This is a genomic window from Paraflavitalea pollutisoli (assembly GCF_029360705.1).
In the GTDB taxonomy this organism is placed as follows: Bacteria; Bacteroidota; Bacteroidia; order Chitinophagales; family Chitinophagaceae; genus Paraflavitalea; species Paraflavitalea pollutisoli.
This window is the reverse complement of record NZ_JARKMX010000008.1, coordinates 2,784,066-2,804,922: the sequence shown is the minus strand read 5'-3', so window position 1 is coordinate 2,804,922 and position 20,857 is coordinate 2,784,066. Positions and strand designations below refer to the sequence as shown.

At 52.2% G+C, this 20,857-nt stretch carries 8 protein-coding genes; all 8 read left to right on the top strand.

The annotated features are described in order from the left end of the window. The first annotated feature begins 19 nt into the window (after positions 1-19). The 8 genes from P2W70_RS24825 to P2W70_RS24790 all read left to right on the top strand — a co-directional run bounded on the left by P2W70_RS24825 (position 20) and on the right by P2W70_RS24790 (position 20,774). Entirely contained in the window at positions 20-1,684 is a 1,665-nt protein-coding gene (locus P2W70_RS24825; protein WP_276484241.1) for a polysaccharide lyase, read from the top strand. 173 nt (positions 1,685-1,857) lie between these two features. After that, complete coding sequence (locus tag P2W70_RS24820) at positions 1,858-4,995, top strand: DUF6298 domain-containing protein (protein WP_276484240.1); 3,138 nt, start codon at positions 1,858-1,860, stop codon at positions 4,993-4,995. A 7-nt stretch (positions 4,996-5,002) separates the two neighbouring features. Then, the gene (locus P2W70_RS24815; protein ID WP_276484239.1) at positions 5,003-9,007 is read left to right on the top strand and encodes an apiosidase-like domain-containing protein; all 4,005 of its coding nucleotides are present in this window, start codon (positions 5,003-5,005) and stop codon (positions 9,005-9,007) included. Between the two features lie 73 nt (positions 9,008-9,080). Beyond that, on the top strand, positions 9,081-10,631 hold the full coding sequence (locus tag P2W70_RS24810) for an MGH1-like glycoside hydrolase domain-containing protein (RefSeq protein WP_276484238.1): 1,551 nt from the start codon (positions 9,081-9,083) through the stop codon (positions 10,629-10,631). 92 nt (positions 10,632-10,723) lie between these two features. Then, the gene (locus P2W70_RS24805) at positions 10,724-13,492 is read left to right on the top strand and encodes a glycoside hydrolase family 2 protein (RefSeq protein WP_276484237.1); all 2,769 of its coding nucleotides are present in this window, start codon (positions 10,724-10,726) and stop codon (positions 13,490-13,492) included. Positions 13,493-13,497: 5 nt separating this feature from the next. Further along, positions 13,498-17,301: a family 78 glycoside hydrolase catalytic domain gene (locus P2W70_RS24800; RefSeq protein WP_276484236.1), complete on the top strand. Its 3,804-nt coding sequence runs from the start codon at positions 13,498-13,500 to the stop codon at positions 17,299-17,301. After that, the gene (locus P2W70_RS24795; RefSeq protein WP_276485389.1) at positions 17,294-18,157 is read left to right on the top strand and encodes a sugar phosphate isomerase/epimerase family protein; all 864 of its coding nucleotides are present in this window, start codon (positions 17,294-17,296) and stop codon (positions 18,155-18,157) included. The genes P2W70_RS24800 and P2W70_RS24795 overlap by 8 nt, the downstream gene beginning before the upstream one ends. A gap of 127 nt (positions 18,158-18,284) precedes the next feature. Continuing rightward, positions 18,285-20,774, top strand: coding sequence for an L-rhamnose mutarotase (locus tag P2W70_RS24790; protein WP_276484235.1), 2,490 nt, complete (start codon positions 18,285-18,287; stop codon positions 20,772-20,774). The last annotated feature ends 83 nt before the right edge of the window (positions 20,775-20,857 follow it).

The following is a 20,857-nucleotide window of genomic DNA, read 5'->3' as shown; positions in this document are numbered from 1 at the left end:
TATTAAAAAGGTATTATCAATGAAAAGGACGATTGTAAAAACCGTATCAGCTTTTGGATTGGCTACCCTTTGTTTCCAGGCAAAAGCGCAATACCCACAGATCCCGCCAGACGTTCAAAAGGCTTCCGACTCGATGTTGACGGCCGGCCGTATCCGCTCGGATGAGGCCTGGGCCAAAGCATGGCCCATTATCCAGGCAGATGCCCGTAATGGCAAGCCCTATATTCCCTGGGCTGGTAAAGCCGATGATCTGCCGCAGGCAAGCATACCCGCTTTTCCCGGCGCAGAAGGTGGCGGTAAGTTTACGTTTGGTGGCCGTGGCGGACAGGTGCTCGTAGTGACCAACCTCAACGATGATGGTCCGGGCAGTTTGCGCTGGGCTTGTGAGCAGGGTGGTGCCCGTGTGGTAGTCTTCAATGTGGCAGGTATCATCCGGCTGAAAACACCGTTGATCATTCGTGCTCCCTATATTACCATTGCCGGCCAATCAGCGCCTGGTGACGGTGTGTGCATCGCCGGCGAAACCGTGTGGATCAATACCCACGATGTGCTGATCCGTTATATGCGTTTCCGCCGTGGTGAAACCTGGGTAGGCAGAAGGGACGATGCCATCGGCGGCAACCCCATTGGTAATATCATGATCGATCACGTATCGGCCAGCTGGGGTCTCGACGAGAACATGAGTATGTACCGTCATATGTACAACGACAGTACCGGCGCAATCGAACAGAAGTTACCCACCGTCAATATCACCATCCAGAACTCCATCTTCGCCGAAGCACTGGACACCTGGAACCATTCCTTTGGTAGTACGTTAGGGGGAGAGAACTGTACGTTTGTACGTAATCTCTGGGCCAACAATACAGGCCGCAACCCGTCCATCGGTTGGTACGGTGCTTTCAACTTTGTCAACAACGTGGTGTTTAACTGGGTACACCGTTCTATGGACGGCAGCGACTATCGCGGTCAGTTCAATATCATCAACAACTATTTTCAACCCGGCCCTGCTACACCGAAGGACGGCAATGTAGGTCACCGTATCATCAAGCCCGAGAGCGGTCGCAGCAAACTCAAGTACAAAACCTATGGCCGTGCTTATGTGAACGGTAATGTTATGGAAGGGTACGATGCCATCACCAAAGACAACTGGGCCGGTGGTGTGCAGGTAGAAGATTTTAAAGATGCAGGGGAGTGGACACCGTATATGAAGTGGAACCAGCCGTTACCCATGGCGCCGGTCACCACTACGGATGCCAAACAGGCACGTGAGTTCGTGCTGGTGAATGCAGGCGCAACGCTGCCAAAGCGCGATCCGGTAGATGTGCGTATTGCCGAGCAGGTGAAGACGGGTAAGATCACGTACAAAGAAGGCGTGCCATTGCCCGAAACGCAGTTCAAGCACCGCCGCATGCCCATCGATTCTTACAAGATTGGCATCATCACCGATCCGGTACAGGTAGGTGGTTATCCCGAATACAAGGGCACGCCTTACAAGGACAGCGACAACGACGGTATTCCTGATGATTGGGAAAAGGCCCATGGCCTGAACCCCAACAATGCGGTCGATGCTGCCCAGTATGCTAAAAATAAATCTGGTTACACCAATATTGAAGAATACCTGAACAGCCTCGTGTTGGCGAAAAATGTGCAACCGGTAGTGGCTGCTACGAAGAAAGGATTCTAATAAGAGCTCGTCCTGCTGTTGCAGCAGGATGAACTGGTGGGGACTTATCGGATAAGCCCTGCTGATCAATAGATATTTGCTAAAGCTTTGCCCCTGCGATGTAGGATGGGGGCAAAGTCTTTTACAGCAACCCTGAAGACTTACTTAAATTCGGATCTAAAACAACGATTGCCTTGAGTAAGATAGTTTGGCAAATATTCCTGTCTGGTGCTTGTGTATGCTCACAATCCGCTGCCTATGCGCAGAAAGGCGTGAAACCTCCTCCGGCGCCCATCTTCACCAGCAATGGTCAGTTGCAGTATACGCCTGACTCGCTGGGTAACCGTATTCCTGATTTTTCTTATTGTGGTTATGCTGCCGGAGAGCAGGTGATACCGATGGCTGCCGTTAAGGTGGTGGTGCCGGTCAGCGATGGCGATGCTACCGGCCGTATCCAGTCGGCGATCAACTATGTAAGCCGCTTGCCCATGGGTAAGGATGGCCTGCGTGGGGCGGTGCTGCTGGAAAAAGGCACTTATTCTGTAAGTGGCTCCCTGGTGTTGAACGTTTCTGGTGTGGTATTGCGCGGACAGGGTTTCGGTGAGGAGGGTACGAAGCTGGTGGGAGCGGGCCTCGATCGTCACACCCTGATACGCATACAAGGGCAGCATGACCTGGCGATGAAGGCGGCGGTGAATGTTACCGATCGTTATGTGCCTGTGAATGCAAGAACCCTGCAGGTGGCTGCTGGACATGGTTTCAAAGCGGGCGATGAGGTGATGATCACCCGACCCAGTACAGCTGCCTGGATCGATGTGTTGGGGACCGATCATTTTGGGGGCGGTATCACTTCACTGGGCTGGAAGCCCGGCCAGCGTGACCTGCAATGGTACCGTAAGGTAGTGTCGGTGAAGGGAGATGTTTTGGAGTTCGACGCGCCATTGACCACCGCCCTGGATCAACAGTATGGAGGCGCCACCGTGGCTTCCTTTACCTGGCCCAATCGCATCACGCAATGTGGCGTGGAAGGCATACAACTCATTTCCGATTATGATAAAAACAATGTAAAGGATGAGGCGCATCGCTGGATGGCCATCACCCTCGACGATGTACAGGATGCCTGGGTACGCCAGGTAGTGTTCAAACATTTTGCCGGATCGGCCGTAGCGGTGTATGATGGTGCCTCGCGGATTACGGTGGAAGACTGCCAGTCGCTGCAACCCGTATCGGAGATCGGTGGCGAACGGCGCAATACTTTTTTTACCACTGGTCAGCAAGTGCTGTTCCAACGTTGCTATGCCGAATACGGTATGCATGACTTTGCGACGGGGTTTTGCGCTGCAGGCCCCACCGCTTTTGTGCAATGTGAATCCAAATTGCCTTATAGTTTCAGTGGTGGCATCGATAGTTGGGCAGCCGGTGTATTGTTTGATGTGGTGAATGTAGACGGACAGGCGATCAGTTACCTCAACCGTGGCCAGGATGGCCAGGGCGCCGGCTGGAATGTCGCCAATGGGGTACTGTGGAATTGCAGTGCGGCCCGGATCGATTGTTATAAACCGCCGACTGCCAATAACTGGGCGCTGGGGTCCTGGAGCCAGTTTGCCGGTGATGGCTATTGGGGCGAGTCGAACAATAGTATTCAACCCAGGAGTTTGTATTACGGACAGCTGAAGCGACGTATCGGTGCCGCCGTGGACGCCCGCGTGCAGGTGATGCCGGTAGAGTCGGAGGCTTCCAGTAGTCCAACGGTAGCAGTTGCTCAGCAATTAACGCAACAGTCAGTGGCGCCTGCCAGAACTTTGTCTGCCTTTATCAGCGAGGCAGCGGCCAGGCAACCATTGGCGGTTACCACTGCTGGTGTTATAAATGTCAATGAGCTGCGTACGGCCCATACCCCTACAATCACTTACTACGATCCGCTGGTAGTACGCCAGGGAAAGCTGGTGCGGGGAGAAAGATTGGTGGCTGGCCTTCGTAACGAACAACCCTGGTGGAATGGCAGTGCGCGCCGCTATGCACTGGGGAAAATGAAACCCGCCATCAGCCGCTATGTACCGGGTAAAACCGGATTGGGCCTTACCGATGATCTCGACCAGATGACCGATTCGATGAAGCTAGCGCATGTATTGGTCTTCGATCACAATTATGGTTTGTGGTATGAGCGTCGTCGTGATGACCATGAGCGCATTCGCCGTATGGACGGCGATGTATGGGCGCCTTACTATGAGTTGCCTTTTGCCCGCAGCGGCGGCAACGAAACGGCCTGGGACGGTCTCAGCAAATACGATCTCACCAAATACAATCCCTGGTACTGGAATCGCCTGCAGCAGTTTGCCAGGCTGGCCGATCAGAAAGGATTGGTATTGGTACAACAACATTATTTCCAGCACAACATTATCGAAGCAGGGGCTCACTATGCCGATTTCCCCTGGCGCCCTGCTAATAATATAAACAACACTGGTTTTCCCGAGCCGGTGCCTTATGCGGGCGATAAACGCATCTTTATGGCCGAGCAGTTCTACGACACCACGCACCCTGTTCGCCGCGCTTTACACAAAGCATTTATCCGACAGAGCCTGAACAATTTTGCCAATAACAGTGGCGTCATCCACCAGATCAGTGCGGAGTATACCGGCCCTTTGCATTTTGTGCAGTTCTGGCTGGATGAGATTGCTGCCTGGGAGCGGGAAACCGGTAAACATCCGTTGATCAGTTTGAGTACGACCAAAGATGTGCAGGATGCCATCCTCGCCGATCCGATCAGGGCAGCCGTGGTAGATTTGATCGATATCTGCTACTGGCATTACCAGGCAGATGGTTCGGCGTATGCACCACAGGGTGGCCAACAACTCGCCCCACGGCAACATGCCCGTTTGCTGAAGCCCAAGGCCACCTCACCCGAACAGGTTTACCGCGCAGTACTGGAGTATCGAACTAAATATCCCAACAAAGCGGTGGTCTATTCAGGCGATGCCTATGATCGTAATGCCTGGGCTGTTTTGATGGCCGGTGGCTCCATGCCTGCCCTGGTGCTGGAGGATAAAGAAGCCTTGCAGGCCATAACGACCATGCAGCCGGTGACAGCAACACAACAACCTGCCAGGCAATGGATGCTGTTCAACCAGCAAACCGGATATGTGGTGCAGGACCTGGCCAAAGACAAAGGTAGCGTGGAGCTGGTGCCCGAAGCAGGTAGCTACACCGTAAACTGGATCAACGCATTGAATGGCGAGGTAAAGCGGACAAAGGATACCGTGAAAGGTGGAAAATCAATCAGTATCACCAAACCTGACCGCGGTAACTGGGTCTTGTGGTTGAAGAAAAAATAAAGCACGCATGAAGTTTTTAGCGAGTATATGTTCTCTCCTGTTATTGGTCGTTCAATTGGAAGCGCAGGTAAAGCCTTTACCTAAACTAAAGGTCGCACCCAATGGTCGGTATTTTGTTACACAGAGCGGTCAGCCATTCTGGTGGCTGGGCGATACCGGCTGGTTGCTGTTTATCAAAACGACCCGGGAGGAAGCGGTACAGTACCTGGAACAACGCAAGCAGCAAGGATTCAATGTGGTGCAGGTAATGGTATTGCACGATGTGCGTAAAGCGGTGAATGTATATGGTGACTCTGCCATTGTGAATCGTGATGTAGCGCGTCCGGCCATCACCAAGGGCAACAATCCCAACGACCCTGCTCAATACGATTTCTGGGACCATGTGGATTATATCATCGATCAGGCAGCGCAACGGGGTATCTATATGGCCCTGGTGCCGGTATGGGGTACCAATGTAAAGAGTGGCTGGGTGACGGAATCATCGGCCAGGACCTATGCGCAATTCCTGGCGAACCGCTACAAGAACAAATCGAATATCATCTGGCTCAATGGTGGCGATATTCCCGGCAGCGATTCCTTGCCTACCTGGAATCAGATCGGCCGTACGATCCGCTCGATCGATAAAAATCATTTGATGACTTTCCATCCGCGTGGCAGAACGACTTCTTCCCGCTGGTTTCACAACGAATCCTGGCTCGACTTCAACATGTTTCAAAGTGGCCACCGTAATTATGCACAGGATACCAGTAAGGGCGAAACGCATTATGGAGAAGACAATTGGAAATACATACAGGAAGACTGGAAGTTGCAGCCTGTCAAGCCAACTATGGACGGAGAGCCATCTTATGAAGGTATTCCGGAGGGATTACACGATACTACTGAGCGATTCTGGAATGATGCCGACGTGCGACGCTATGCTTATTGGAATACTTTGTCGGGCGGTGCGGGTTATACCTATGGTCACAGTGCCGTAATGCAGTTCTATCGTGCGAAAGATGAGGATCGCGCCTACGGTGCTAAGGTATACTGGCAGCCGGCGATGCATGCGCCCGGTGCCGAACAAATGAAATATGTTTCGCAATTGGTCAGGTCCAAACCTTTTCAGGAGGGCGTGCCCGACCAGTCGATGATCATCGATAACGGACAACGGTATGAGCGGGTAGTAGCATTCCGTGGTGCAGCCTATGCCTGGTTGTATACGTATACCGGCAAACCTTTTACGGTGGCGATGGGGATGATCCCTGGTGACGTCGTCAAAGCTTCGTGGTTCAATCCCCGTAATGGTAGTACCGAAACTATCGGACTGGTGGCCAATAAAGGTTATCAGCACTTCGATGCGCCCGGAGCCACACAGCCCGGTAACGACTGGGTGTTGGTGCTGGAAAGCAGTACCACCACGCCAACCACTGCTTATTTGTTCAGCTCCTTCCATGAGCCGGCTACCGATGGTCTGCGCTTACTGTACAGTTACGATGGTTATCATTGGAATGATGTCAATAAAACCTTTCTGACACCTGCGGTGGGCAATCAGCGCGTGATGCGTGATCCCTCCATTGCCCAGGGGCCGGATGGCACCTTCCACCTGGTGTGGACCAGTAGCTGGCGGGGCGACAAAGGGTTTGGATACGCCTCTTCCAAAGACCTGATCCATTGGAGCGAGCAGCGGCTGCTGCCGGTGATGGAGCACGAAAAAGAAGTGGTGAATGTATGGGCGCCGGAAATCTTTTATGATGAGGAAACCAAACAGTTCATCATCATCTGGGCTTCTGCGATTCCCGGTCGTTTCGAGCGGGGGATAGAAGACGATAACAACAACCACCGGATGTATGTAACGACCACCGCCGACTTCAAGACCTTTACGCCGACGAAATTATTCCTTGATCCCGGTTTCAGTGTGATCGATGCTACCATCGTGCGTCGTGGCTCGCAGGATTATGTACTGGTGTTGAAAGACAATACACGTCCCAACCGGAATATCAAAGTGGCCTATGGTAAAACTGCGCTCGGTCCTTATACCGGTGTTACAGCTGCGTTCACGGATAATTTCACGGAAGGACCTTCCGTGGTGAAGACAGGTAATGACTGGTTGGTGTATTTCGATGCCTACCGGGAGAAAAAATATGGTGCAGTTAAAACAAGCAACTTCCAAACCTTCACCCGGCTGGACACGGCCATCGGCGTGCCGGAAGGCCATAAACATGGAACCATCTTTTCGGTATCGACGGATATCCTGACTGGCTTGCTGAACCAGGATACGGTACACTACACGGGTAAGACGCTGGTGAATGTGGACTACCACGATGGCCGGTTGCCCCTGGCCATGGGCGTACACAATGTACAAGTGGTACGTGCACACCGTGACTTGAAGGATGCTGCCCATAGCTTTGGCTGGACCTACAACCATGCGCCCATGCTGGCTTATTGGAACAATACGTTCTACCTCGAATACCTGAGTAACCCGGTGGGTGAACATGTGCCGCCGGGGCAAACCCTGCTGGTACAATCGAAGGATGGTTACGATTGGGGTGAGCCGGTAGTGCTCTTCCCGCCGTATAAAGTGCCTGACGGGTTTAAGAAGGCAGACCGTCCCGGTGTTGCCAGCAACCTGGTGGCCGTGATGCACCAGCGGATGGGATTTTATGCCGCCGCCAACAAAAAGCTACTGGCCCTGGCCTATTATGGAATAGCGATGGACAGCAAAGATGATCCCAATGACGGCAATGGGGTAGGGCGCGTCGTACGGGAAATCAAGGCAGATGGAAGCTTTGGTCCTATCTATTTTATCCGCTACAACCACGACTTCAACGAGAAGAATAGCAATTTCCCCTTTTACAAGAGCAGCAAGGATGTAGCTTTTGTAGCAGCCTGTGAGGAACTGTTGTCGAAACCACTGATGATGCAGCAATGGAATGAAGAAGCGGATCGCGACGATCCTTTAATCCCGGTGAAAAAAGAATACAAGGCTTTCAACTTCTACCACCTGCCTGATGGCCGTACGGTGGGCCTTTGGAAACACGCGCTGACATCCATCTCGACCGATGAGGGCAAGAGCTGGTTGTACAACCCGATGCGTGCTCCAGGTTTTGTCAACAGCAACGCGAAGATCTGGGGACAGCGTACGACCGATGGTCGTTACCTGACCGTATACAATCCTTCTGAATTCCGTTGGCCACTGGCCTTGTCGATCAGTGAGGATGGGTTGAATTACCAAAACCTGTTGCTGGTGAATGGCGAGATCACGCCGATGAGATATGGCGGCAACTACAAGTCTTATGGCCCGCAGTATGTGCGGGGCATCCAGGAAGGTGACGGCATTCCGCCCGATGGCAAGGCTTGGGTAAGCTATAGCATGAACAAAGAAGATATCTGGGTGGCTTCTATTCCGGTTCCAGTCACCAACAAGGCTGTTGGCCCCATCGAGGAGGACTTCAGTAAGTTGCCGGCCGCTACCGCGTTACAATATTGGAATACGTATAGTCCGGTGTGGGCACCGGTGAATATCATCGATGGTGCCCTGGTACTAAAAGACAAAGATGCGCATGACTATGCCAAAGCAGAACGACTGCTGCCGGCAGCCGGCAACATGCACCTGGAGTTCTCCGTAACACCGGCGCAGGCCGATCATGGCCAGCTGGATATCGAGCTGACGGATTCCGTTGGTGCAGCGGGTGTGCGTTTTACGTTTGGCCCCGACAGTCAACTGGTTTCCAAATCAGGTGCGCGCTACAAGACATTGCTGAAATACGAAGCTGGTACTACCTATCATATCAAAGTTGATATTAATACAGCGGCCAGGATGTACACGATGAACATCAATGGCAAGGCGTATGGTGCGCAGATCCTGTTTGCGCCCCTGCCCGCGGTGGAGCGGATCGTATTACGGACAGGTGGCGTTAGAACCTTTCCGACGCCCGATACGCCGGCAGATAATTTTGCCGACCTGCCCGATGCCGGCAAGCAGATCAAAGAAGCGGTGTATTCGGTTGGGTATCTGAAGGTGAAGACGCAATAAGGCATCGAGGCAACGAGGCAGCAAGGCACCCAGGAAAGGCAAGAGGCAGATAGGTCGCTTAAATGACATTTCAATGAAACGATCCGGTTTATATATTATGGTTCCCGTGCTGGCCATCCTGGCCGGCTGCGTGGCGCAGCGGTCATCGAGAGGGGATGCAGGCGGCACGGTGCTCAAGGCGAATAGCTTTAAGCACTATGTCGATTATTTCAATACGATGGAGGAGGAGAACATTGTGCAGGCCATTCCCAATGATAGTGCCTGGCAGTGGATGCAACGGAATATTCCGCTGTTTGAATGTCCGCAGGCCAATGTGCAGGAGATCTATTATTACCGTTGGTGGACGATGCGGAAGCACATCAAGCAAACGCCGGTAGGATACGCCTTTACCGAATTCCTGGTCAACCGTTCCTATGCCGACAAATACAACCTCATCGCCTGCGCCCTGGGGCACCATGTGTATGAAGGCCGTTGGTTGCACGATCAGCAATACCTCGATCAATACCTGCATGTCTGGTTCAGGGGCGATAGTGGCAAGCCGATGAAAAAGCTCCATGGTTTTAGTAGCTGGGCGGCTGATGCCGTCTACAACCGCTACCTCGTCAATGGTGATCGCCCATACGCGGTAGATATGCTGACCGACCTCGCCAATGACTACAGTGTATGGGAAACGGAAAAGCGCTTACCCAGTGGCCTGTTTTGGCAATCTGATGTGAAAGACGGTATGGAAGAAACGATCAGTGGTGGCCGTCGCGAAAAGAATGCCCGCCCTACGATCAATAGCTATATGTATGGCAATGCCAAAGCGCTGTCGGCCATCGCGACCCTGAAAGGGGATGCCGCTACGGCCAGTCTCTTTCAACGCAAAGCTGATACCATAAAACGCCTTGTACAGCAAAAGTTATGGGACAATGACCGGCACTTCTTCGAAGTACGCAAGGAAGCCGATACCCTGGCAAACGTGAAAGAGGCGATCGGGTTCATTCCCTGGTACTTCAACTTGCCGGATAAGGGCTATGAAGCAGCTTGGAAGACGATGAATGACGAAAAGACCTTTTGTGCTCCATTCGGACTGACGACGGCGGATCGTAGTCACCCGGCCTTTCGCACCCACGGCTGTTGCAAGTGTGAGTGGGATGGGGCCGTATGGCCTTTTGCTACATCGCAAACATTGACGGCCCTCGCCAATGTGCTGAACAATTATGATCAAACGGCCGTCACCAACGCAGACTGGTACAAACAACTGAATCGATATGTAGAATCACAATATTACCGGGGGCGTCCTTATATTGGCGAATACCTCGATGAGAAGACGGGTTACTGGCTCAAGGGAGATGAAGAGCGGAGCCGCTATTACAACCATTCCACGTTCAACGACCTGATCATTACCGGGCTGGTGGGTTTGCGCCCACGGGCCGATGAAAAGATCGAGGTGCATCCGTTGTTGCCCGCCGGACAGTGGGATTGGTTCTGCCTGGACAATGTGTTGTACCGCGGCAAGATCGTGACGATCATCTGGGACAAGGAGGGGAGTAAATACAACCGTGGGAAGGGATTGAGTGTATGGGTGAATGGTGTGAAGAAGGGGAGTGCAGCGCAATTGGAGCGGATCGTTGTCGATTAATGGTTAATGATGGGTGCCCCCCCCCTGGGACTCGAATCTATATTCGTCTGTTTGTCAGCAGCATCATTCGGGGCGATCATCAAATATAGCACATGTTTAAGCGATTGATATATTGTTTTCTACTGGTTATTCCTTTCGCTGTGATTGCGCAGCAAACGGAAAAGCTGTACCTGTCGGGCAAAGGCAATGACCAGACGGTGAACTGGGATTTCTTTTGCACCGAAGGCCGTAACAGTGGTCGGTGGACCTCCATTCCCGTACCCTCGTGTTGGGAACTGCAGGGTTTTGGAAAATACAATTACGGGTTTGATAAGGACAGTGTGAGGGGTAAAGAGAAGGGATTGTACCGTTATAACTTTAAAGTGCCGGCAGCCTGGAAAGATAAAGTCATTAAGATCGTTTTTGAAGGGGCGATGACCGATGCGGAAGTCAAGGTCAACGGACAGCTCGCCGGGCCGGTGCATGAAGGCGCTTTCTATGCCTTCCGGTACGATATTACCCGCTTATTGAAGCAAGGTGCTGATAATATACTCGAGGTGACAGTAGCCAAGCATTCGGCCAATGCCTCTGTGAATGAAGCGGAGCGCAAAGCAGACTTCTGGATCTTTGGTGGCATCTTCCGGCCCGTGTACCTGGAAGCGTATCCGCAACAATACATCGGGCGGGTGGCTGTAGATGCGAAAGCCAATGGTCAGTTGACCGCGCAGGTAGGGTCTACCGCTGCCCGGCCTGGGGATCAACTCATCACGCAGTTGTATACGATCGATGGTAAAAAGCTGGGAACGCCAAAGACCGTAGCGGTAGGGGCGGGCAACACGACGGCCGTGAAGGCACAGTTTGCTGCCATCAAACCTTGGTCGCCGGAGTATCCCAATCTGTACCAGGTGGGTTTCTCCCTGGTGCGCAACGGTAAGCTGTTACACACGGTACAGGAGCGTATTGGTTTTAGGACACTTGAGGTCAAGCAGCGCGATGGCATCTATGTGAATGGGGTGAAGGTGAAGATGAAAGGAGTAAATCGCCATTCATTCTGGCCCAGCTCGGGCCGTACGACCAGCAAAGCCATCAGTATCCAGGATGTGCAGCTGATGAAGGATATGAACATGAATGCGGTGCGCATGAGCCATTATCCACCCGACGATCATTTCCTCGATGTCTGCGATTCGCTGGGCTTGTTTGTCATGGACGAACTCGCCGGCTGGCACGGACATTATGATACACCCACGGGTTCGTTGCGGGTGGCCGAGATGATCGCGCATGATGTCAATCATCCCTCGATCGTGATCTGGGCCAATGGCAACGAAGGGGGACACAACTTCGATCTTGATGCTTTGTTTACACAACACGATATTCAACAACGTCCTGTTGTGCATCCCTGGCAATTGTTTGGTGGCATTGAAACGCAACACTACCGGGAGTTTAATTATGGCATTGGCAATTACAACAATGGTCGAGAGATCGTGATGCCCACTGAGTTCCTCCATGGTTGGTTTGATGGGGGCCATGGCGCCGGCCTACAGGATTACTGGGAAACCATGTGGCACGATCCCTTGTCGGCCGGTGGTTTTCTCTGGGATTTTGCCGACCAGGGTGTTGTACGTACAGACAAGAACGGTATACTGGATACGGATAAGAACCGCGGTGCCGATGGCATCGTTGGGCCTTACCATGAAAAGGAGGGTAGTTACTTTACCATCAAAGAAGTATGGAGTCCGGTCTATTTCGAGCACCGGGAGATTGCTCCTGATTTTGATGGTATACTCAAACTGGAAAACCGGTACCACTATACAAATATCAATGAATGTACTTTCAGCTGGAACTTGTCCAAATGGGTACAGGAAAAACGGCAAAACCTGAAAGGGGCAGCCAAAGCACCTTCGGTGGCGCCTGGGGCAAAAGGGGAATTAGCGTTGAACCTGCCGGCAAACTGGTTATCGTATGAAGCACTGTATGTGACCGCGAAAGACCGGTATGGCCGCGAGCTCTTTACCTGGAGTTTTCCCATCATACGGCCTGCAACGGTGGCAGCGCGGTTGGTAGATACAACGGGAGCAGGTGCCGTTACCATGTTCCTTGGTGATTCTCTCTATCAGATCAAGGCTAACGGTGTAGAAGTGGCCATTCATCAGCGTACCGGACTGTTGACCAATGTACGGAATACCAAAGGCGAGTTGCCTTTCAACAATGGTCCGGTATTGCAGGAAGGGGTCAATAACTTCAGTGGTTTTTCGCACCAGATGGAGGGGAAGAACCTGGTGATTCGTTCGGCCTTTGACCGCAAGAGCAGCTTCAATGTGATGGAGTGGACGATCTATCCTTCCGGCTGGGTCAAGCTGCACGTGAGTTATTTTCCCGAAGCGTACTTTACCAACTTTGTGGGTGTGAACTTTTCATTTCCTGAAAGTCGTATCAAAGCCGTGGAGTACATGGGGGCCGGTCCTTACCGGGTTTGGAAGAACCGGCTGAAGGGAAACCAGTTTGGTGTCTGGCACAAAGACTACAATGCGACGGAGACGGGGGAGAACTGGGTATATCCGGAGTTCAAGGGTTATCATGCCAACCTGTATTGGTGTCGTTTCATTACCGATAGTCAGCCTTTTACCGTAGTCGCAGTCAATGAAGATACTTTCCTGCGCTTGTTTACACCTGCTTGGAAAGAAGATCAATGGAAAAACTATATGCTGTATTTCCCTACGGGTGATATTTCCTTTATGCAAGGTATTGCCAGTATTGGTTCAAAAACGCAACGCAACGAAACAACCGGCCCCATGGGCTTTAAGAATATCTTTTACGATTACGAGAAGGACAGGTCCCGTGCGAAGGAATTGGTATTGTACTTCAATTTCAATGTTGCTCAATAATGATTATGACCCCACGATATCTTGTCCTGTTACTGATCTTGTTTCAAACGATCAGTACCACCTTATCCGCGCAAATGATCCGGGTGGCGGCGCTGCAGACAGAGCAGCGTACTGAACCCCGGGGTATCGATGCCGCTCAACCCCGCCTGAGCTGGCAGATCCAGGCCACACAACGCCAGGTAGTACAAACAGGTTATGAATTGCTGGTGGCTTCCACCCCACAACTGCTGGCGGCCAATAAAGGCGATGTGTGGAGCAGTGGCAAAATAACCACTGCACAATCCCTGCTGGTGCCTTTCGGTGGTAAGACCCTGACCAGTGGCGGTCATTATTACTGGAAAGTAAAAGTATATACCAACAAAGGGGCAAGTACCTGGAGTGCGCCCGCCAGTTGGTCGATGTCGTTGTTGCAGGCCAACGGCTGGACAGGCAAATGGATCGGATACGATACCCCCTCTGCCTGGGACAGTGTAACGCAGTTCTCACGGCTTTCTGCGCGTTACCTCCGCAAAGGCTTTCTGGCAAAAAGCGCCATCAAAAAAGCAACGGTGCATATCGTGGGGCTGGGGTTATATGAGTTGTACATCAACGGTAAAAAGATAGGCGATCAGGTGCTGGCACCCAACCCGACCGATTACCGGAAAACGGTGTTTTCCAATAGTTTTGAAGTGACAAAAGACCTGCAGCAAGGTGAAAATGTGGTGGCCGCCGTATTGGGCAATGGTCGCTTTTTTACCATGCGGCAAAACTTCAAACCGGCCAAGATAAACACCTTTGGGTTTCCTAAAATGTTGCTGCAGCTGGATATCGAATATGCCAATGGGGCAAAGCAATCGATTGTCAGTGATGAGAGCTGGAAGCTGAACCTCGACGGACCTATACGGACCAACAATGAATACGATGGGGAGGAATACAATGCCACCAAAGAGTGGCCAGGCTGGAACAAGGTTGGGTTCAATGATGCTGGTTGGATATCACCACAGTTGGTGGTGGCGCCCGAAGGAAGGATCGTGGCGCAGTCGAATGAACCCATGCAGGTGATGGATCGCTTTAAACCAGTGTCGGTGAAAAAGGGGGCGGGCGGACGCTATATACTGGATATGGGGGTGAACTTTGCCGGCTGGCTGCAAATGACGGTAAAAGGACAGCGCGGGCAGCAGGTCCAACTGCGCTTCGCGGAAAGTTTGCAGCCGAACGGGGAACTGTATATCGCCAACCTGCGTGATGCTAAAGTAACTGATATCTATACCTTGAAAGGTGGAACGGCCGAAACCTGGCATCCCAGTTTTGTGTATCACGGTTTCCGGTATGTGGAGGTGACAGGATTTCCGGGAGTGCCAACGGTAAATGATTTTGAAGGGCAGCTGATCTACGATAATGTGGCTACCATCGGTAGCTTCAAATCTTCCAACGAAACGATCAACCGCATTTATGCCAATGCCTGGAGAGGGATCGCTTCCAATTACAAAGGAATGCCGGTCGATTGTCCGCAACGCAACGAGCGCCAGCCCTGGTTGGGTGATCGGGCTGCTGGTGCGTTGGGCGAAAGTTTTCTCTTCGACAATGCGGCACTCTATGCCAAGTGGCTGGATGATATTCAACAGTCACAAACGGCGGAGGGAGCTATCCCGGATGTGGCACCCGCTTTTTGGAACTATTATAGCGACAATGTAACCTGGCCCGGGGTGTACATCCTGGTGGCAGATATGTTGTATCGCCAATACGGCGACCAGCAATCGATCGTAAAGCACTATCCTTCCATGAAGAAATGGCTGGGTTATATGCAGGGCAAGTACCTGAAGAACGATATTCTCACCAAAGACAAATATGGCGACTGGTGTGTGCCGCCCGAGTCGCTGGAACTGATCAAGTCGCAGGATAGTACCCGCACTACCCGCGGTGACCTGATCGCTACCGCTTATTACTACCGCCTGTTGCAGCTGATGAAAAACTTTGCCAGCCTGCAGGGAAAAACAGGTGATGTGCAGGAATATGAGGCATTGGCTGGCAGGATCGCTGCTGCCTTTCAGCAGAAATTCTACAATGCCAAAACAAAGTGGTACGACAACAATACGGTGACGGCCAACCTGCTTCCCCTGCATTTTGGTATCACGCCCGATAGTGCGCGAGAAGCGGTGTTCAACAATATTTACAATAAGATCAAGATCGATAACCATATGCACATCAGTACCGGCGTGATCGGTACGCAGTACCTGATGCGCGGACTGGCGGCATTTGACCGGGCTGATATTGCGTATACCTTGGCTTCCAACAACACCTATCCTAGTTGGGGCTATATGGCAGCCAATGGTGCTACCACCATCTGGGAGTTATGGAATGGCAATACGGCCAACCCGCAGATGAATTCCCAGAACCATGTGATGTTGCTGGGCGATCTGCTGACCTGGTTCTACCAAGACCTGGCTGGCATTCGCAGCGATGACTCGGCGGTAGCGTTTAAAAAGATCATCATGAAGCCCGCGCGCATCGATGGACTGGATTCAGTTCGGGCGACGTATCGTACGCCTTATGGAGCGGTGTCGAGCCATTGGGTGGTGGGCGCTGCCCGGGCTGGTTTCCGCTGGCGCCTGACTATTCCGGCCAATACAACCGCCGAAGTGTATATGCCTGCTGATGCGCAGGAGGAGGTGCTGGAAGGTGGGAAGGCAATCGCAAAACTGGAGGACGTAAAATACCTGCGTACAGAAGGACGCTACCAGGTATTGTCCATTGGGTCCGGCAGTTATGATTTCACCACACAATACCGCTTCCGGAAGGGCATTGTTGTAGATGAATTCATCTTTGATCGTTCCCCTTTTCCGGAAAGTCATGCCTCTACAATAGCGTTGACACCGAAAGGGTTGATCGCCTCCTGGTTTGGGGGTACGAAAGAAGGCAACAAAGATGTTTGTATCTATACCAGCCGGCAGGTGAATGGGCAATGGACCAAACCCGAGATGGTGGCAGATGGCATACTGGATGATACAACCCGCTGGCCCTGCTACAACCCCGTTTTGTACCAGGTGCCCAATGGCGATTTGCTACTGTTTTACAAGATCGGTTCGCGTGTCGCCACCTGGAAAGGATACATGAAGCGGTCGAAGGATAATGGTCTTACCTGGGGGCCGAGAGAAAACCTGCCCGACGGTTTCCTGGGGCCGGTTAAGAATAAACCATTGCTGCTTGGTAACGAACTCTATTGTGCGTCGAGTACGGAAGGCAGTGGCTGGAAGGTTCATTTTGAGATCACCACCGACTGGGGCAAAAACTGGAGAAAGATCGGTCCTATCAATGATGGCAAAACCATTAATGCCATTCAGCCCAGTATCCTCACCTATGCCGATGGACGCCTGCAGGTGTTGTGCCGCAGTCGCAATCGCGCCGTGGTAGAAAGCTGGTCAACAGATGGAGGCAAGACCTGGTCGCCCGTGGTGCCTACCAGCCTGCCCAATAACAACTCCGGTACGGATGCCGTGACGTTGAAAGATGGCCGTCAGCTATTGGTCTACAACCATGTGCTGCCGCCGGGCAAAGAGGCAAAAGGCGCGCGAACACCGTTGAATGTGGCCATCTCCCAAGATGGTAAGAACTGGTCGGCTGCCCTGGTGCTCGAAGATTCTCCGGTAAGTCAGTATTCTTATCCCTCCGTGATACAAACGCCCGACGGCATGGTACATATTATGTACACCTGGCGCCGGGAACGCATGAAATACGTGAAGGTAGATCCTTCGAAACTCGAACTGAAACCTATTGTAAACGGCAGCTGGCCCGGGGCTAGTGCTGCACAACTGAAACCCAGTGATGACTAGAAAGCCGTTCTATATCGCCAGCCTGTTATTGATGCTGGTAGCTGCTCCGCTCCTGTTATCAGCCCAGCGATACAAGATTGCCCTGATCGACCTGATGTTGCTGAAGCGCCAGAAATTGGGCGCCTTGCAATTGACCAAAGACCTGGGCGCCGATGGAGTAGAGGTGGATATGGGTGGATTGGGCAAGCGCCCAACTTTCGACAACCAATTGTTGAATGACACCGTTCGACAGCAATATTTGAATAAGATCAGAGACCTGCATATCGAGATCCCTTCGCTGGCGATGACGGGTTATTATGCGCAGTCATTCTGCGAGCGGGAAGAGTACCAGCAAAGCATAGCAGATTGCATCAAGACAATGCAGTTGATGGATGTAAAGATCGCCTTCTTACCGATGGGTGTACAGTGTGACCTCGTTAAGCACCCGGAGCTACGCGCCAAAGTGGTAGAGCGGCTGCGTGAAGCGGGTAAGATGGCAGAAGCAGCGAAGGTGGTGATCGGTATCGAGACGCCCTTGTCGGCTGCTGAGCAGTTGAAGTTGCTCAGGGAGATCGGGTCACCCGCTATCAGGATCTATTTCAATGTGGCAGATGCGATCGGTGCAGGTCGTGACGTGACGAGTGAGCTGAAAACGCTTGGGAGAAAAAATATCTGCCAGATACACATCACCAACAAGGACGGCGTATGGCTCGAAAACGATCCGCAGGTTGATATGCCAGCCATCAAAAAGACGCTTGATAAAATGAAGTGGAAAGGCTGGCTGGTCGTAGAGCGTAGTCGCGACGCGAAGCAGCCAACCAATGTGAAAGTGAACTACGGGGCGAATACGAAGTATTTGAAGTCGGTGTTTCAGTGAGGAAAGGGATTGAGGCAACGAGGCAATCCCGACTTGCGTCGGGACATCGAGGCAACGAGTGTCAAGCATGGATGTCCGAAAAGACAATAACATGAAAGGCGTTAAGCATTTAGCATATTGCGTTTGTATGGTGTTGCTGCCAATGCTGGCAGCGGCGCAGCAAATTATTGTTGCGCCGAATGGCTCTGATAAGAACCCGGGCACGGCAGCGCAGCCGAAAGCTACCTTACACGCAGCGCTACGCCAGGCGCGGGAACTTCGCCGGCTTAATGATCCAGCTGTTGCGCAAGGAATTCATATCACCTTAAAGGGGGGAGTATACCCATTGAAGGAACCAGTTTTCATCCGTCCGGAAGATGCCGGTACGACGGCCAGTCCCTTGTATATCGAAGCAGCAGCCGGTGAACAACCGGTATTGAGTGGCGGGATTCCAGTGACAGGATGGAAGAAGTTGACCACTTCACTGACTGGGTTGCCGGCTGTTGCTAAAGGGAAACTGTGGGTGACCGATGCGCCAGTAGTGGGTGACGCAGTGATCGATTTCCGCCAGTTGTATGTGAATGGGTCGAAAGCGGTACGGGCACGTGACCGCAATGGCGATAGCATGAACCGCATCCTTTTCTGGGATAAGGTCAACGAACAATGCTGGATACCAACGCCCAAGAGTCCTTCGTTGCTTAATGCTGCAGGACTTGAAATGCTTATTCACCAATGGTGGGCTATTGCGGTACTCCGTATCAAGCGGGTGGAAGTACAAGGCGATAGTACCCGCCTGAGTTTTTACCAACCCGAAGGCCGGGTACAAAGCGAACATCCCTGGCCCGCTCCCTGGATATCGAAAGAGTCTGGCAATTCCTCCTTTTACCTCACCAATGCGATTCAATTGCTCGATGCACCGGGTGAATGGTTCCTCGATAAGCAACAACGCAAATTATACTACTGGCCGCTGCCGGGAGAAGAGATGGCGACCGCCGCTGTGACGGTTCCCTATCTCGAAAACCTGTTACGCATACAAGGCACCGCAGAAAACCCGGTCGCTCATGTGTACGTCAAAGACCTCGCCTTTCAGCACAGCACCTGGCTGCGTCCTTCGCAGCAAGGCCACGTGCCCTTGCAGGCGGGCATGTTTATATTGGATGCCTATAAGCTGAAGGTGCCCGGAACGTCCGATAAACGCGGATTGGAAAACCAGGCGTGGATTGGAAGACAACCGGCAGCGGTACAGTTGGGTTTTGTGAACCATACCAGTTTTACGGGTTGCCGGTTTGAACAGCTCGGCGCTACCGGTATCGATTATGTACAAGGCACCTACACTGATTCTATCACAGGTTGTGTGTTTACCAATATCAGCGGTACGGCTATTCAGGCAGGTATGTTCTCTGAAGAAGCTTTTGAAACGCACCTGCCGTACAATCCCGCCGATGAACGGGTATTGTGCCGTAATCTGACGATTGGCAATAACCTCGTGCAGGATGTGGCCAATGAAGATTGGGGTTGCCTGGGTATCAGTGCGGGTTATGTGCAGGGCATCAGGATCCATCACAATGAGCTGCGCGAATTGCCATATTCAGGTATATCAGTAGGGTGGGGTTGGACGAAGACCATCAACGCCCTGCGCAACAACCGGATCGAGCAGAACTATATCCATCACTATGCGAAGCATATGTACGATGTGTCGGGGGTGTACACTTTGTCGGCCCAGCCAGGCTCATCCATTACGGGCAACCGCATCGATAGCATCTATAAAGCACCTTATGCGCATATCCCCACGCATTGGTTTTACCTGTATACCGATGAGGGCACGGCTTACTACATGGTAAAAGACAACTGGTGTCCGGCAGAGAAATTCCTGCAGAATGCCAATGGCCCCAATAATGTGTGGATGAATAACGGACCGCAGGTGGCAGATAGCATTAAGCAGGCGGCAGGACTTCAAGCTGCCTGGCAGCACTTGGTCCATCGCGTAAAGCCGGTGCGCAGTCAGCAGCCGATCAATGTGGCCGCGATGCGCAAGCCGTATGCCGGTGTAGAGATCGTGTCGCCGGCGGGGACAGCTTTATCCACAAGTTCCTTGCAGAAATTGCTAAAAGATCATCAATTATCAGAAGCATCGTACTATCAGTGGAAAGACCATACGGTTATCTTTGGCGCCATCCAGGATCCCAAGGAATTGTCGAAGGCGGTGGGGGCTATTTTCCCGGGCGCAACGGTGAAAGTGTACGACGAGCCTTTTTATGTATATGACCGTAGTAAGTGCGCCGATGTTACAACGGCTACCCAGTGGGATCATGTGTTGCTGACGGCCAATCTGGTGGCCGATGAACAGCTTCAGCAGGAATACCTGCAATACCATGCGACACAGTTTGCAAAATGGCCTGAGGTGGCAAAAGGATTCTGTAATGCGCAATTTCAGCAATTGCTGCTGTTCAGGAAAGAACAGCAATTGTTGTTGGTGATCAGTATACCTAAGGGCGCAAGTCTGGATCAGCTGAATCCTAAGACGACCGAAAACAATCCTCGCGTAGACCAATGGAATGCGCTGATGAAAAAATACCAGGAAGGAATTCCGGGTACCGCACCGGGTGAGGTATGGGTGTTTTTGCAGAATGGCAACTAGGCATCGAGGCGCAAAGGCAACGAGGGCGAGCCATGCAGGTGCATAACAGTGGTACACCTTCCTGTGTGTTTATTTGTAGTCAT